The organism is Collinsella sp. SGI.184 (genome assembly GCF_050313415.1).
GTDB lineage: Bacteria > Actinomycetota > Coriobacteriia > Coriobacteriales > Coriobacteriaceae > Collinsella.
Genome location: NZ_JBNPLJ010000010.1, coordinates 19,899 through 34,015 on the forward strand (window position 1 = coordinate 19,899; position 14,117 = coordinate 34,015).

The following is a 14,117-nucleotide window of genomic DNA, read 5'->3' on the forward strand; positions in this document are numbered from 1 at the left end:
CTACTCCTCTACAATCTCGACAAGGTGCTTGACCTTGAAGATCATGCCGCGGACGGACTCGTTGTCAGTAATCTCGCGAACCTCGCGGATCCTGTGGAGACCGAGGGCACGGACAGTACGGACCTGGTCCTGCTTGCAACCGTTGGTGCTGCGGACCTGCTTGATCTTGATGGTGTCAGCCATGCTTAGTTCTCCTTACCGACGAACATCTCGGAGACCGTCAGGCCACGGCGAGCCGCGACGTCCTCAGGGCTGGAGAGCTCCTTGAGGCCCTCGACGGCAGCCTTGATGATGTTGAGGCCGTTGTCGGTACCGAGGGACTTGGACAGGACGTTCTTGATGCCAGCAAGCTCAAAGAGGGGACGCACAGCGCCGCCGGCGATAACGCCGGTACCCTCGACAGCGGGCTTGATGATGATGCGGCCGGCACCAAAGTGGCCGATAACCTCGTGCGGAATGGTGCCCTCTTCGGTCACCGGCACGTGGAACATGTTCTTCTTGGCATCGAGAGACGCCTTGGAGATGGCCATGGGCACCTCAGCGGACTTGCCCATGCCAACGCCGACGTTGCCCTTGCCATCGCCAACGACGACGAGAGCGACGAGGCTCATGCGACGACCGCCCTTGACGGTCTTCGACACGCGGTTGATGTAAACGACGCGCTCCTCGAACTCGGAGGCCTCGCGCTGCTGCTTCTGATTACGAGCCATGTGCTACATACCTCCTAGAACTCGAGACCGGCGGCACGAGCACCGTCGGCGAGGGCCTTGACGCGGCCATGGTAGATACGGCCACCGCGATCGAAGGCGACCTTGGTGATGCCGGCCTCGATGGCACGCTTGCCAACGAGCTGACCGACCTTCTCCGCAGCCTCCTTGTTCGAGGTGTGGGTGCCCTTGAACTCGGCCTCGAGGGTCGAGGCGGAGACGAGCGTCAGGCTGGAGCCCTTGCTGTCGTCGATGATCTGGGCATAGATGTTGGCGTTAGTACGGGTCACGCGAAGACGCGGACGCTCGGCGGTACCCGAGATCTTGCCGCGAACACGACGCTGACGACGCTTGAGGCCTTCCAGCTTCGCCTTATGCTTGTTCATACGTAAACTCCTAAAAAGGTTGATCTTGCCAGCACCTAACGGGGTGCTGGTCTTATGCGAGTGAGTCGGTTACGACTACTTGGCGGCCTTACCCAGCTTGCGGCGGATGTGCTCGCCAACGTAGTGGATACCCTTGCCCTTGTAAGGCTCGGGAGGACGATGGCCGCGGATCTCAGCGGCGATCTGACCGACCTGCTGCTTGTTGATACCCTTGACGTTCACGTGGGTGTTGTCGGGAACCTCGAAGGTGATACCCTCGGGAGCCTCGACGATCACGGGGTGCGAGAAGCCCAGGGAGAACTCGAGGTTCTTGCCCTTCTGCTGCACGCGGTAACCGACGCCGGCGAGCTCGAGCTTCTTCTCGAAGCCCTCGGAAACGCCAACAACCATGTTGTGGATGAGGGCGCGGGTGAGGCCGTGGCGGGCACGGGTCTCACGCTCGTCGTCGGGACGGGAAACGGTGAGGACGTTGTCCTCGATATTGATAGCGAGCTTCTCATAGACATCGAGCTCGAGCTGGCCCTTGGGGCCCTTGACGACAACGTTGTTGCCGTTGACTGCCACTTCGACTCCGGCGGGAATCTGGACAGGCTTATTACCGATACGAGACACGGTGATCTCCTTTCCTTCTACCTACCGAGCGAATTACCAGACGTAAGCGATGATCTCGCCGCCGACGTTGTGCTTGCGAGCATCGCGGTCGGTCATGACGCCATGGCTGGTGGAAATAATGGCGGTACCAAGGCCACCGCGGACGCGGGGCATGTCGGCAACGCCGGTGTACTTACGCAGGCCCGGCTTGGAAATGCGGCGGATGCCGTTGATGACCTTAGCCTTCTTGGGACCATACTTAAGCGTGATGTGCAGAGTCTTCTGGGGGACGGTGTCCTCGACATCGTAGCCCTCGATGTAGCCCTCCTCGTGCAGAACACGAGCGATCTCGACGAGCTTCTTGCTGCTCGGCATGGAGACCGTGGCCTTGTTCACAGAGTTAGCGTTACGAATGCGCGTAAGCATATCTGCGATCGGGTCTGTAAGGTTCATACAGATTCTCCTTCGTTCTTGATGAACACGTGCTCTTGGTTCTTCGCCGCCCTTAACGGCAAAGCCTAACTAGCACGTTTTCCCTGTTCCAAACGGATGCTTGAAACGCTGGTAGTGACTTACCAGCTGGCCTTCTTAACGCCGGGAAGCTCGCCCTTGAGTGCAAGCTCGCGGAAGCAGACACGGCACAGGCCGAACTTGCGGTACACAGAGTGCGGACGGCCGCAGCGCTGGCAGCGCGTGTACTCACGAGTAGAGAACTTCTGCTTGCGATTGCACTTGACGATCATCGATGTCTTAGCCACTTATATCCTCCTCACATAGAGTATTGTTCGCCCCAAGCGCCGCCCCCTTGTGGGAACGGCGCTTATAGGGCAGGTGAACCTATTTCTTGAACGGGAAACCAAAGGCGTCCAGAAGGGCCTTGGCCTCCTCATCGGTGTTGGCGGTGGTCACGAAAGTGATGTCCATACCACGCTGGTGATCGACGGAGTCAAAGTCGATCTCGGGGAAGATGAGCTGCTCGGTGACGCCCATGGAGAAGTTACCACGGCCGTCGAAGCTCTTGGCGGAGATGCCGCGGAAGTCGCGGATACGGGGGATAGCGACGGAGGTCAGACGATCGAAGAACTCCCACATACGGTCGCCACGCAGGGTAACCTTGCAGCCGATCGGCATACCAGCGCGCAGGCGGAAGGTAGCGATGGACTTGCGGGCACGGGTGATCATCGGCTGCTGGCCGGTGATGGCGCGCAGGTCGCGCACGGCACCGTCGATGGCCTTGGAATCGGTAGCGGCCTCGCCGACACCCATGTTCACGACGATCTTCTCAAACTTGGGGATCATCATGACGTTCTCGTACTGGAACTTGTCCTGAAGCTGCTGCTTGACCTCGTTGTTGTACTTGGCCTTCAGACGCGGCACATACTTCTCTTCTGCCATTGTTCACTCCTTCTTGGGGTTTTAAGCACGGGGCGTGGCCACGGTGGGTTGTCCTCGTGCCTCCTGACTGCATCCGCGCCGCTCATGGCATTTCGCGGTTTGGACTCGACGCAGCAGGAGCCGACAAAACAATCGGTACTATACGCGCATTGGGTGCGTATTTCCAGAAAAACATCGTCTGCCTGCACAACTCCACAACTCCCCCGCACAAATGGGTCCCAAAAAGCCGTTGCGGTGAAATAGGGACTGTTTGACGGCTTAACCGGCTTAAACAATCCGTATTTCACCGCAACTCATATATGGGGCGTTATTTTTGGCGAGGCAGGACCAGGTTGAGGACGACGGCGACAAGTGCGGCGACGGCAATGGAGGATCCGCCAAACCTAGGCAGCGGCCCTATGCCGCCCAACGGGCGGACATTATAGGGCATATGGCACAGGTAGCATTTTGACCCGCATGCGGCAGAGGGCTGGGGTAGCTAATTTGGGACGGGGCTCTTTTAGCTACCCAACAGCGAGCGAAAATCATCGAGCAGGCAGGGTAGCTAAAAGAGCCCCGTCCCAAATTAGCTACCTCTGGGATGCGACTAGCGCTTGCGGGGGACGAGCTTGGTGCGACGCAGATGGATCATCTCGGCGGCGATGGAGATGGCGATCTCTTCGGGGTCCTCGGCCTGAATGGCAACGCCGATCGGCAGGTGCAGCTCGTCGATCTGGTCCTGCGTAAAGCCCTCCTGCTCCAAGCGAGCCCGCACAAAGGCCGTCTTGCGGCGCGAACCCAGGCAACCCAAATAGGCGGGCTTGGCGCGCAAGGCCTGAATCACCACATCGATATCGGACTTGTGGCCCGCCGTGGCGACGACTACCAGATCGCGCGGACCGATGGGGCATAACTCGTCCAGGTTCTTGTAGTCGACCAGACGACGGTCGTAGACGCCGGGTACCCATTCGGGCGTCAGCGTGCCGGGGCGGTCATCGCACGCCACGACGGCAAAGCCCGCCGCCGTGAGCACGCGCGCCGTCGCGGCGCCCACGTGACCGCAGCCAAAGATGTAGGTCAGGCCCTCGGGGCAAAGCGTCTCGATGTGCGCCGGGGGAATCTCGGAGGCGGCGTTGGTGTAGGTGACCTTACTCCCCTCTTCCGTCAGCGAAAGCCCGGGGCAACCCACAATGGTGCGGCGCGACTCCTCGCCATGGTATTCGGCAGCGTCGCTTTCGAGCGCGCTTGCGATAAACGGTTCAAAGTCGATGACGAAGTCGCCGATGCGTCGATACGCCAAGACGTCGGCAACCGACTGGAACAACGGCGCCTGCGATGCATCCAGGTGCAGATAACACAGGCAGATGGCTCCGCCGCAGATCATGCCGGTATCGGAGTTCTCGCCGCCCATGGTGTAGCGGACCAGGCGCGACTGCCCTGCGGCCAACAGCTCGCGCGCCTCGTCCAGCGCAAGGAGCTCGATCTTACCGCCACCGATGGTGCCCGCTTGGCTGCCACCGGCAAAGACGGCCATCCAGGCGCCCACGCCGCGCGGCGATGACCCTGCCGTGCCGGCAACTACCACCAGCTCGCACGTCTTACCGGCCTTCAGAGCGCCAAGCGCAGCATTCACCACATCGAGCTTTTCCATCGTCGCTTCCTATCCCCTAAAAACGTCGGTGAACATGGCGAGCGCCTCGAGCACGCCGCCGCCGACCGACGTCGCCTTGTCCGAAATATAGTTGATATAGCTGGCATCGCCGCGTGGATCGACATCGGCACATTTAAAGCCCTCGGTCACCAGAACGCCGTCGGCCAAAAGCCCGCGCAAGCAGCCGTCAATCTGCGTGACCATGGGAGTGTCGCCCGCATACCCGATCACATCGCCGGCACTCACGATGTCGCCGATCACGCGGTCGGACCTAAACACACCGGCGGCGAGGCTGTGGATAACGCGCTCCTTGCCATACCCGGCGATGACACCCGGCACGCCCGTATTGGGCTGGGGCGAGCCCTGGGTGATGACGCGGCCGAGAAAATGACCGCGCATGGTCTCGACCACGGCATCGCAATCGACCGGCGCGGTAAAGCCCGGCCCCACGGCGATGACGACAGGCGCCATATCGCGCGTGGTGCTCAAGTTGCGCTTGGCCAGGATCGCGTCGACCACAGCCGAGGGCTTAAGTTCGTCGAGCATCTTGGCCTGGGGATCCACCACAACGGCAACATCGCCGGCCTGGGTAATTGCAAGCGCCTCTGCCGGCGTCTGCGCCAAGCGGGCACGAATGCCCTCGACCTGAACCTCGCCCAGGCGAATGGCCTCGCAAAAACTGATCGTGCGACGGATACACGTGGGAACCGCGATATCGGCCATGACAACCGACACGCCGGCGCGCACCAAACGGGCGGCGACGCCCGTGGCGATATCGCCGGCGCCGCGAACATAAACGAGCATTTCCGGGGCACCTCCCTGTGCTACGGTTTGAGCAGAGCAAAAGCGGTTCGACCGCTACTCTGATGATTATTTATTATCACAGTATTATACGGCGGTGAACAGATGGAAACGGTTAGCGGCAATCTCGCCTCGGCGCTCAGGATCGAGCCGGGCATTACCGCGATTATCGGCAGCGGTGGCAAGTCGACCTTGCTAAAGGCGCTCGGCCTTGAGCTTATGCGCGCGGGCGGCCGCGTGCTCCTCTGCACCACCACGCATATGTTTCCCGTCGCCGGCGTGCCATGGGACGGGACGGGTCGTCGCCTGGACGCCGCACCTTGGAAGCCGGGCGCCTCGCATGCCCCCGGCTGCACCTGCGAGGCCTGCGCGGGCCTTGCGCGCGGAAGCATCTGCCAAGCAGGTATCTTGGACCCCGAAACGGGCAAGCTCTCCGCCCCCGCCGAGCCGCTCGGCAAGCTGGCACAGCGCTTTAACCACGTCTTGGCCGAGGCGGACGGCAGCAAGCGGCTCCCGCTCAAGGCCCACGCCGCCTGGGAGCCGGTGATTCCCTCTGGCACGGCCAACATCGTCTGGATCGTTGGCGCCTCGGGGCTCGGCAAGCCCATCAACGAAGCCGTCCACCGCCCCGAGCTCTTTTGCGAGCGTTGCGGCTGCGAGCTCACCGATACCGCCACGCCCGAGCGCGTCGCCCAGGTGCTCAATGCCGAGATGCAGGCGCTGAGGCTCGACGCCGCGCACGTCATACTCAACCAAGTCGCCGCGCTCAGCGACCCCACGATGGCCGACCGCTTCGAGGCTGCCCTCGGCCGCCCCGTCGTCGCTACCAGCCTCCAGGGGTAGCTAATTTGGGACGGGGCTCTTTTAGCTACCCCATGTTGAGAGAAAAATCATCAGGTAGGCAGGGTAGCTAAAAGAGCCCCGTCCCAAATTAGCTACCCTGGCGCCCTTTCTGCTAGCGAGGCGCGTAGCAGGCCGCAACGTGTTCTGAGACGCGGCGCTGGCCCTTGGCGGTGTCGACATCCCACAGCTCGTAGGCACGTGCCTCGACCAACTGGATATCGGCACGGCCGCGCAGCAGCGACGATCCGCCGTCCTTGCCCTTAAGCCCCATAAGGTTAGGAAAGAAGCTCGCGGGGAACAGCACCGGAGAGGCCGGCTCGCCGTTCAGGGCAAGACGCACGGGCGCGACACCGCCGTTGGCCTTAAAAGCACCGGCGAGTGCCTCAAAGGAATCAGAACTCACGAGCGGCTGGTCGCCCGGCAAAAAGAGGCAGCCCCTCCAATCGCGATCGGCTCCCCAAGTAAGGCCGGCGCGCACGCTCTCGCTCCTGAGCGCGCCATCGTGCCGTACGCACGCGCAGCGCAGCTCACGGCAGATCTCGGCAACCTGGGGCCAGCGCGTCGTAACAACAACGTCAAATCCCCTGGGCACCGATTCAATCGTCCGCTGAATCAGCGGCTTTCCACAGATGTCGGCAAGCATCTTGTTAGAGCCAAACCGCTTGCCCTCGCCCGAAGCCATAATGACGCATCCAAGTTTCATGGCGATACCTCCCCTGAAGCCATCGTACCCATAACGCGCGCCGCTACCTCGACCACGATGCAAAAAGAGGGCACCCCGCCGGTTGGCAGAGCGCCCCCTTTACATGGTTTACCTCAACCCGGCTTTAGGCCTGGAACCAACGGGCGGTGTTTCGCTCATAACGCAGCGACACTTTCGTTATTTGCGAACAAGTGGGGTTTATGGCAAAGTGTGCCCAAACTAATTTTTAGGAAGGCACCCATGACCCCCGCACAGATTGAGTTTTATAACCGCCTTGCACACGGCCTGGCGCTCCAGTTTGGCCCCAACTGCGAAGTCGTCGTCCACGACCTGGAGACCGAGGACGTGGACCACTCCATCGTGGTAATCGAAAACGGCCATGTAAGCGGGCGCAAACTGGGTGACGGTCCCAGCCATATTGTGTTTGAGTCCATGCACGAGGACACCACCGACGTACACGACCGCGAGCCATACCTCACCAAAACCGCCGATGGCAAGCTGCTTAAGTCCTCGACCATCTTTATCCGCAACGACGAGGGCAAGCCTGTCGGCATTTTGGGCATTAACTTTGACATTACGCTCATGAAAGCTTTTGAGCGCTCGCTCGATGCCTTTACCGGCACCGACGGCACGGGCTACACCGAGCCCGAGCCCATTACCAAAACCATCGGCGACTTGCTCGAAGATCTGCTGCGCGAGTGCGAGCAATACGTGGGCAAGCCCGCAGCCCTTATGACCAAGGATGAGCGCATTCGCGCCATTGGCTACCTCGACCGTCGCGGCGCCTTCCTCATTTCCAAGTCGAGCGAGCGTGCCTGCGAGTTCTTTGGCATCTCTAAGTACAGCTTCTATAGCTACCTCAACGAGGCAAAGGCGGCGGCCGGCGACAAGTAGGCAACTCGGCCGGATCGCCCTCCCCTTTTGGGCGTGAGTTCTGGAATGCACGAATCCGAGACTCGGCCGCAAGGCAAGTTCCATATAATCGAAGGACGAGACAGTTCGAAAGGATGGAACAAGATGGGGTCGAGCAACGCATCGCGCAACGGCCACGGAGGCTTCGCTTCTGCCGCCAGGCATGCGAAACGCGCGTTTGACGAGGGCGAAGACGATCTGTTTGCGTTGAGCCTCGACGACGTGATGAGCGATCGCCCCTGGACCGCCGACGAGCTCATGGGCGACGGAACCCATTCGGCAGGCGATCCTTCCGAGACGGCATCGTTTATCGCCGCGGCGCAGCATCTTGCGCCCGAACCGCCCGTTGCAGATCTCGACGACTTTGCGACCCGTCAGTTTGCCTTCGATTCCTGGGCTGATGCCGATCTGGACGAAACATCTGCCGGCGCGCCGACGCTCGGCGAGCCGGTAAATCCACTTGTCGCCGCGTCCGCTTCCGAATACGAGCCGGACGACCACGCGCAAGCTATGCCCACATCCTCATACACCGATAGCCACACTGACAACGACGATTATTATGGCGACTACTACGCCGCGGAAGAGGCGCCGCGCTTTTTGGATTTCAATCCAGTAGCAAAGATTATCTTTATAGCGATTGTCGTAGTACTGCTTGGCGTCATTGCGTTTGAGGGATTCCAGCTGTTCCGCAGCCCCGTCGAGTCCGAATCGGCAACGCAGCAAAAAGAGGACGAGAGCAACGACTACCTCGACGTCAACAACCTCAAGGGCGACCCCAACGACGGGGACGAGTAGCGGGGGCTGAGGGCGGCTGAAGCGTCCATATGTAGCACCAGCTTCTACGTGCTGTTTTGTCATCCGGTTACACTTTTCCAGATGTTGAGACCGTCAGATTCGACACTTTTCCGTACTTTTGAGGTGCCGATTCCGACACTTTTCCGTACTTTTATAAGGCATATTTCGACACTTTTCCGAATGTTGGCCGAATAATTGCCGCGTAATCAAGCGCCGTCTGCACATCATTTCGCAGGCGACGCTTGATTTGTGTCCGCGCGTGCTGATAGACTCCATCGTGCCCGAAAGGAGCGGGCGCGTTTTATCCAGAGTCGGGGTAGAGAGTTGGCTCCACGATCCCGACGCCAACCGGCCAAGAGGCACGGTGGCCCTGCCAACATCGATGAAAGGAGTCCGTATGGACAATTTCTCTGTGCGCAACGAGTGCAATTTCCACAACCTGGCAGCCAAGCCAAAACGAATACATCTTCTGGACAAGCCGAACGGCTATGCCTCGGCCATGGTCAAGAGCAGTCTCTCCCACCAGATGCGCTTTACGGCACAGAAGCTCGAGGAAGAGCTCTGCGCTGCCGACAATCCGCATGTGTTGCAGATCAAGCTGCTAGGAAACGACTCGCGTGAGCCGTCGAGTTGGAAGCTGCTTGCAGACGGCACGTGCGTCGCGGACGGGTCTGGCGCCTTTGCCCGCGAGTGCTTCTACGAGGGAGCCGAGGTATTCCTGGACCTGTGCCGCAACGCCGTGCGCGCGGCCGAACTGCACCAGTGGAGCCAGAGGGAGTATGAGCTGCTGAGTGCTGCCCGCGGGGTTGCGGGAGTGTAGACAAGCGGATGAGCCATCGATGATTTTGAGCTGGCAAGGGCCGGGAATTAGATTCCCGGCCTTCAACCTAGCACTGCTTTATGAGATCGAGCACCGCGGGGATATCGTCAGCGCTACGGAGTGCAACATAGGTCGGCATACCCGGCCCAAATCCGCCCTGCGTGCGTTTGTCCTGGCACATATCCTCCGGGTCAATCAGCTCGTCCACACTCTTTGCCAAGCCAACGGCAATCCAGCCGCCGTTGCTAGTCCTGCCTTCTAACACGGCATGCAGTTTTCGCTTGCCCGACCTGAAGCCTACATAGTACTTGGCTATATAGGACTCCCACGAAGGGTTACCACTCAGAACAGACTCGCACACCTCATCGAAAAGCTTCTGGTTGAGTCCGCCTTCAGCAAAAGTAGGGTGATTCTCCTGCAGAGTCCAGACAGGAGCCTCGTCGGACTCCCCGCGAGAGGGGCGATACTTATCGACGACATCTGCCGGAAGATCGGGGTACTTCCATATCTCGCACGCCTCCTTCGCCAGCTCGTCCGCACGCTGCCTAATCTCCTCCTCGCCCCATTTTTCATGCGAGGCAATCGACTTGTTCAGGTGAAGCGGACTGCACTTAAGCCCCACGCCAGGAAGATTGAGCTTGTCCGAAAACGACCGGTTTGAGTACTCCTGGTTGTAACCCGTCAGCGTTAGATTTCCCAAGTTGTTGCACAGCCTGTCGTGGATGTCTTCCCAGTTCTCGCCAAGCGATTCCTTCCAGCCGTGCACATCATCGATCGTCTGAGGCATGACATGCTCGATTTGGTAATTGTCAGCCGAGATGGGCTCCTTCGGGTGGTGCCAGTTCTCCATGCGTTCCAGGTAATAGCGCTTTTTGGAGAAGCGGTTATAGCAGTCACGCGTCTTAAACTCCTCGACAAAATGCTCGTCCGTCGGGAAGTACGCAGTCATGCCACTGCCATGGATAAGGAGCATCGCCGTAACGTACTCCTCTATATCGTCCTGCTGCTCGAGATTGCGATACATGCCGGCAAAGAAATTATTTAGGCCCGTGGTAAGTCGGCCGCAAACCGCTCGCCTGAACAGAAACGACTCGATAGTCTCGCAGATACGTAAAAACGCATTGCGGCTTAGCCCATTCCCCTCGTAAACCGAGTAAAGCAACATTAAGAGGGGCCTTATCTGCTTCACGTCGAGGCTTACGATTCTGCCGAACACTCGGCGCAGTCCGTCGTCCTTCTCCTTACCAAGGAACAGGCTGGCGTATCTATGTGCATACCCGCGCAGCTCCTTAAGCAGGCCCTCGGTGTCACCATCGTAGTCGTCGGTGAAATAGCGCTTAAACTCGTAGTAGGCCTCGTCCTCCTTCGGCATCCTATTGGGAACTTTAAGCCACAGCCAGTACCAGATAAATGCATTGAACTCGTCCTCGCCGCCTTTTCCGAACAAGTGCTCGAGTGGATGCCAGTAACCCTCGTAAAGCTTGGTCTGTTCGTCGTTGGGAAGCGACATTAGAACGTAGTTACGGATGAGGTCAATGGGCGTGAGCGGCTTGCCCTTGGAGTTCATGGACTCAAATATGAGCTGGGCATTATCAACGCCAGCGGTGAGCTTAGTGTCGATGACCTGTACACGGTTTAGCCCTGCCCAAAGCCTTGCAGGGTCAAATGATTTACCACGCATCTTCTCGCGGAAGAACGCATGGTTCTCGACAATGCGATCCGATTTTTCATCTGGCACGGGAGACCCAGACACGATGGAGAACAGCGTCTCTTTATCGTCCTGCGAGAGCACCAGCTTGTAGCGTGCCAGACCGTTGTAGTCGTCATCGTTAAAGAGGTAGTTCTTCCGAAGCGCTGAGATCTTGAGGTCGCCAAGGAAGCCGGCCTTGTCGGGGTTGTTCTCCAAATAGTCAGCCAAGGCAGCGATCATCAACGAAAACGTCGTCATGCGCTGCTGCCCGTCAATTAGAAGCACGCGCGAAATGCTCGTGGCAGAACTCTCGGACTCGGGGATATAGAGCATCGACCCCACGAAGTGCGATACGCCATCACGACCCGCTCGCATGACGTCATCCCAAAGCACCTCGCACTCTTTTACACTCCACGAGTAAACTCGCTGGTACACGGGAATGACGAACTGCATCTTCGCCACGCCCATAAGGTCGAGTAGATTTGCCTCGGTTGCTTTCATTTACGCTTGCTCCCCCTTCTTGTTTACGTCATTTACCGTCAATCCCCCACTGAGTGGAGGGCGCTAAAGACGAGAGCATCAAAGCACAGAAGCAACCGTGATGCTCATATCACTAGATTCTACAACGCTTGTTGCGAACACAATTGAACGTCTGATCGGTTCCGATGGCTCCCCCTATGAGAAGAGGGTGGATGCTAAGGGTCGCGTGCTGAGCAATGAGTGCATTGCGGACAATCTGCCGTTTGAGGAGTTGCCTAAGGGGTGGTGCTGGACGAGACTTTCATCCTTTTTCACCAAGATGGGCTCCGGAAGCACACCTGTGGGCGGCCGAAAGGTTTACCAAGACGAAGGCCCAATGCTAATCAGATCCCAGAATGTTCACAACGAGGGGCTCAGGCTTGACGACGTTGCACATTTCTCGCGCTCGTTGTTTGGTAGGCGCGGAAGCCACGTGCTGCCAAATGACATGCTACTCAACATCACGGGGGCATCGATCGGCCGTTGCGCAATCGTCCCCGATACATTCGGAGATGCCGATGTAAATCAGCATGTGCTAGTTATGAGACCTGTGCTTCAAATCGTCAGCGGATACCTGCACGCGGCAATCATTTCACCTCTAGTACAGTCGGAAATAATGGTTGGCCAAGTTGGGGCGACTAAGGAGGGGCTAAGTGCTACCAAGGCAGCGGGCCTGCTTATCCCCCTCCCGCCCCTCGCCGAACAGCGCCGCATCGTCGAGCGGGTCGGCGAGCTCATGCCCCTGGTCGAGGAGTACGGCGAGCTCGAGGACGCCCGCGAGGCGCTCGACGCCGCCCTGCCCGGCCGCCTGCGGAAGTCGGTGCTGCAGCTGGCGGTGCAGGGAGGGCTGGTGCCGCAGGACTCGACTGACGAGCCCGCCGCCGTCCTGCTCGAGCGCATCCGCGGGCAGCGCCGGCAGCTCGTGGCCGAGGGGAAGATGAGGGCCCCGAAGGGCGGCGAGTCGATCATCTTCGCCGGTTCCGATGGCCGCCGCTATGAGAAGAGGGTGGACGCAAAGGGCCGCGAGTCCGAGCCCGTCTGCATCGAGGACGAGATCCCGTTCGAGATACCCGAGGGCTGGGAGTGGGCGAGGCTGGGGTCGGTTTTCTCCATGCAAGCTGGCAAAAATATCAAGGCATCACTTTTATCTGATATCCAGACCGAAAAGACGCCGTATCCTTGTTTTGGAGGAAATGGAATCCGCGGCTTCGTTGCTAAGCCTAACGCAAGCGGCGATTTTCCAATAATCGGACGCCAAGGTGCCCTTTGTGGAAATGTCAAACGAGCGACTGGTGACTTCTATGCGACGGAACATGCGGTCATAGTCAGCTGTTTTCTTAACGTAGATATTGCTTGGGCATGTTTGTTTTTAAGTGCACTTAATCTGAATCAATATGCAACTGCAACAGCACAGCCAGGATTGGCCGTATCTAAGATATCAGAAGTCTTAATCCCTATGCCACCTCTAGCCGAGCAGCATCGAATTGTCGAGCGCTTCGATATACTCGAACCGCTCACTACCAATTAATAGCCCTATCAACTGCGGCGCGCTGTTCATTTGCAGTGCGCCGCAGATAGATCCGCGTCGTTTCAATGCTCTCGTGTCCCATTAAATCGGCAAGCAGCGAAATGTCTGGATTGCGATTGATAAAGTTTTTTGCGAATAGGTGTCTAAACGAATGTGGGTAAACGACGTCTTGGTCGACGCCATAACGTAGAGCCGCTCGTTTCAACCCCATGGATATTCCACGCGAAGTGATCGCATTGTCGTTTTTGCCCGGAAAAAGAAGACCTTTCATCGGCTCGGCTTTCCATGCAATACTTTCTTGGCGCAAAGAGTCAGGAATCCAAATTCTCCTGAGCTTTTGCCCTTTTGAAACGATGTCCATATATCCAGCGATTACGTGCTCTACCTTAAACTGTCTTAACTCGCTTACCCGTGCGCCAGTACACACAAGAAAGCGAACAATGAAATACCAAAACCAATCACCGTCTTGCTTCAGACCTTCAATTAGCTGGACGTACTGTTCGTTACTGATGACATTGTCGAGAAACGGCTTCTGCTGAATTCGCACTCCTTTGAGTCGGATTCCATCAAAAGCGATGAAATCAAGGTAGGCGTTAATTGCACCGATGCGGTTGTTGGCTGTTTTCGGAGCGAATGAAGAAACCAGCCACTCTTTGTGCGCAAGAAGTGACTGATTTGTTAGAGACTGAGTTTTATCGATAAGCTGACAAATTGCAAAAGAATACGAGTCGATCGTATTCTCCGCATAACCATTTTCCCGTAAGTATTGATCAAACGCTCTCATGACATCATCCTTT

General features: G+C 58.2%; 17 protein-coding genes and 1 riboswitch. Of the genes, 5 read left to right on the plus strand and 12 right to left on the minus strand.

All coding sequences use genetic code 11. The features are described from left to right. The 9 genes from rpmD to yqeB form a co-directional block, all read right to left on the minus strand. The gene (rpmD, locus tag ACQRAJ_RS04755; RefSeq protein ID WP_154516067.1) at positions 1 to 183 is read right to left on the minus strand and encodes a 50S ribosomal protein L30; all 183 of its coding nucleotides are present in this window, start codon (positions 181 to 183) and stop codon (positions 1 to 3) included. 2 nt (positions 184 to 185) lie between these two features. Further along, positions 186 to 710, minus strand: a complete 525-nt coding sequence (rpsE, locus tag ACQRAJ_RS04760; RefSeq protein ID WP_154516070.1) for a 30S ribosomal protein S5 — start codon at positions 708 to 710, stop codon at positions 186 to 188. Between the two features lie 14 nt (positions 711 to 724). Further along, on the minus strand, positions 725 to 1,093 hold the full coding sequence (gene rplR / locus ACQRAJ_RS04765) for a 50S ribosomal protein L18 (RefSeq protein ID WP_118270231.1): 369 nt from the start codon (positions 1,091 to 1,093) through the stop codon (positions 725 to 727). Between the two features lie 75 nt (positions 1,094 to 1,168). After that, positions 1,169 to 1,705: a 50S ribosomal protein L6 gene (gene rplF, locus ACQRAJ_RS04770; protein ID WP_370450587.1), complete on the minus strand. Its 537-nt coding sequence runs from the start codon at positions 1,703 to 1,705 to the stop codon at positions 1,169 to 1,171. Between the two features lie 33 nt (positions 1,706 to 1,738). Continuing rightward, a complete protein-coding gene (gene rpsH, locus ACQRAJ_RS04775; protein WP_006235262.1) occupies positions 1,739 to 2,137 on the minus strand; it encodes a 30S ribosomal protein S8 in 399 nt (132 codons plus the stop codon). A gap of 119 nt (positions 2,138 to 2,256) precedes the next feature. Next, positions 2,257 to 2,442, minus strand: coding sequence for a type Z 30S ribosomal protein S14 (locus ACQRAJ_RS04780; RefSeq protein ID WP_022094280.1), 186 nt, complete (start codon positions 2,440 to 2,442; stop codon positions 2,257 to 2,259). Positions 2,443 to 2,521: 79 nt separating this feature from the next. After that, entirely contained in the window at positions 2,522 to 3,079 is a 558-nt protein-coding gene (gene rplE / locus ACQRAJ_RS04785; RefSeq protein ID WP_154516073.1) for a 50S ribosomal protein L5, read from the minus strand. A 586-nt stretch (positions 3,080 to 3,665) separates the two neighbouring features. Then, positions 3,666 to 4,709: an XdhC family protein gene (locus ACQRAJ_RS04790; protein WP_427747849.1), complete on the minus strand. Its 1,044-nt coding sequence runs from the start codon at positions 4,707 to 4,709 to the stop codon at positions 3,666 to 3,668. A 9-nt stretch (positions 4,710 to 4,718) separates the two neighbouring features. Continuing rightward, positions 4,719 to 5,513, minus strand: a complete 795-nt coding sequence (yqeB, locus tag ACQRAJ_RS04795; protein WP_427747850.1) for a selenium-dependent molybdenum cofactor biosynthesis protein YqeB — start codon at positions 5,511 to 5,513, stop codon at positions 4,719 to 4,721. Between the two features lie 102 nt (positions 5,514 to 5,615). Between yqeB and yqeC the strand changes: the two genes are divergently transcribed. After that, entirely contained in the window at positions 5,616 to 6,353 is a 738-nt protein-coding gene (gene yqeC, locus ACQRAJ_RS04800) for a selenium cofactor biosynthesis protein YqeC (protein ID WP_427747851.1), read from the plus strand. A 112-nt stretch (positions 6,354 to 6,465) separates the two neighbouring features. Here yqeC and ACQRAJ_RS04805 read toward each other — a convergent pair whose 3' ends face one another. Then, positions 6,466 to 7,056 carry a nucleotidyltransferase family protein gene (locus ACQRAJ_RS04805; protein ID WP_427747852.1) on the minus strand — a complete coding sequence of 197 codons (591 nt, stop codon included), beginning with the start codon at positions 7,054 to 7,056 and terminating at the stop codon, positions 6,466 to 6,468. A gap of 240 nt (positions 7,057 to 7,296) precedes the next feature. Here ACQRAJ_RS04805 and ACQRAJ_RS04810 point away from each other — a divergent pair, with 240 nt between their 5' ends. The 3 genes from ACQRAJ_RS04810 to ACQRAJ_RS04820 all read left to right on the plus strand — a co-directional run bounded on the left by ACQRAJ_RS04810 (position 7,297) and on the right by ACQRAJ_RS04820 (position 9,583). Beyond that, positions 7,297 to 7,950: a helix-turn-helix transcriptional regulator gene (locus tag ACQRAJ_RS04810; protein WP_427747853.1), complete on the plus strand. Its 654-nt coding sequence runs from the start codon at positions 7,297 to 7,299 to the stop codon at positions 7,948 to 7,950. Positions 7,951 to 8,073: 123 nt separating this feature from the next. Continuing rightward, positions 8,074 to 8,763: a hypothetical protein gene (locus ACQRAJ_RS04815; RefSeq protein ID WP_427747854.1), complete on the plus strand. Its 690-nt coding sequence runs from the start codon at positions 8,074 to 8,076 to the stop codon at positions 8,761 to 8,763. 298 nt (positions 8,764 to 9,061) lie between these two features. Then, positions 9,062 to 9,152, plus strand: a riboswitch (SAM riboswitch). Positions 9,153 to 9,160: 8 nt separating this feature from the next. Beyond that, positions 9,161 to 9,583, plus strand: coding sequence for a hypothetical protein (locus ACQRAJ_RS04820; protein ID WP_427747855.1), 423 nt, complete (start codon positions 9,161 to 9,163; stop codon positions 9,581 to 9,583). 67 nt (positions 9,584 to 9,650) lie between these two features. Here the strand turns inward: ACQRAJ_RS04820 and ACQRAJ_RS04825 are convergent, their stop codons facing one another. After that, a complete protein-coding gene (locus tag ACQRAJ_RS04825) occupies positions 9,651 to 11,774 on the minus strand; it encodes a DUF262 domain-containing protein (RefSeq protein WP_427747856.1) in 2,124 nt (707 codons plus the stop codon). Positions 11,775 to 11,874: 100 nt separating this feature from the next. Between ACQRAJ_RS04825 and ACQRAJ_RS04830 the strand changes: the two genes are divergently transcribed. Then, entirely contained in the window at positions 11,875 to 13,320 is a 1,446-nt protein-coding gene (locus tag ACQRAJ_RS04830; protein WP_427747875.1) for a restriction endonuclease subunit S, read from the plus strand. Here ACQRAJ_RS04830 and ACQRAJ_RS04835 read toward each other — a convergent pair. Continuing rightward, positions 13,310 to 14,104: a tyrosine-type recombinase/integrase gene (locus tag ACQRAJ_RS04835; RefSeq protein ID WP_427747857.1), complete on the minus strand. Its 795-nt coding sequence runs from the start codon at positions 14,102 to 14,104 to the stop codon at positions 13,310 to 13,312. The genes ACQRAJ_RS04830 and ACQRAJ_RS04835 overlap by 11 nt on opposite strands. Positions 14,105 to 14,117 lie beyond the last annotated feature (13 nt).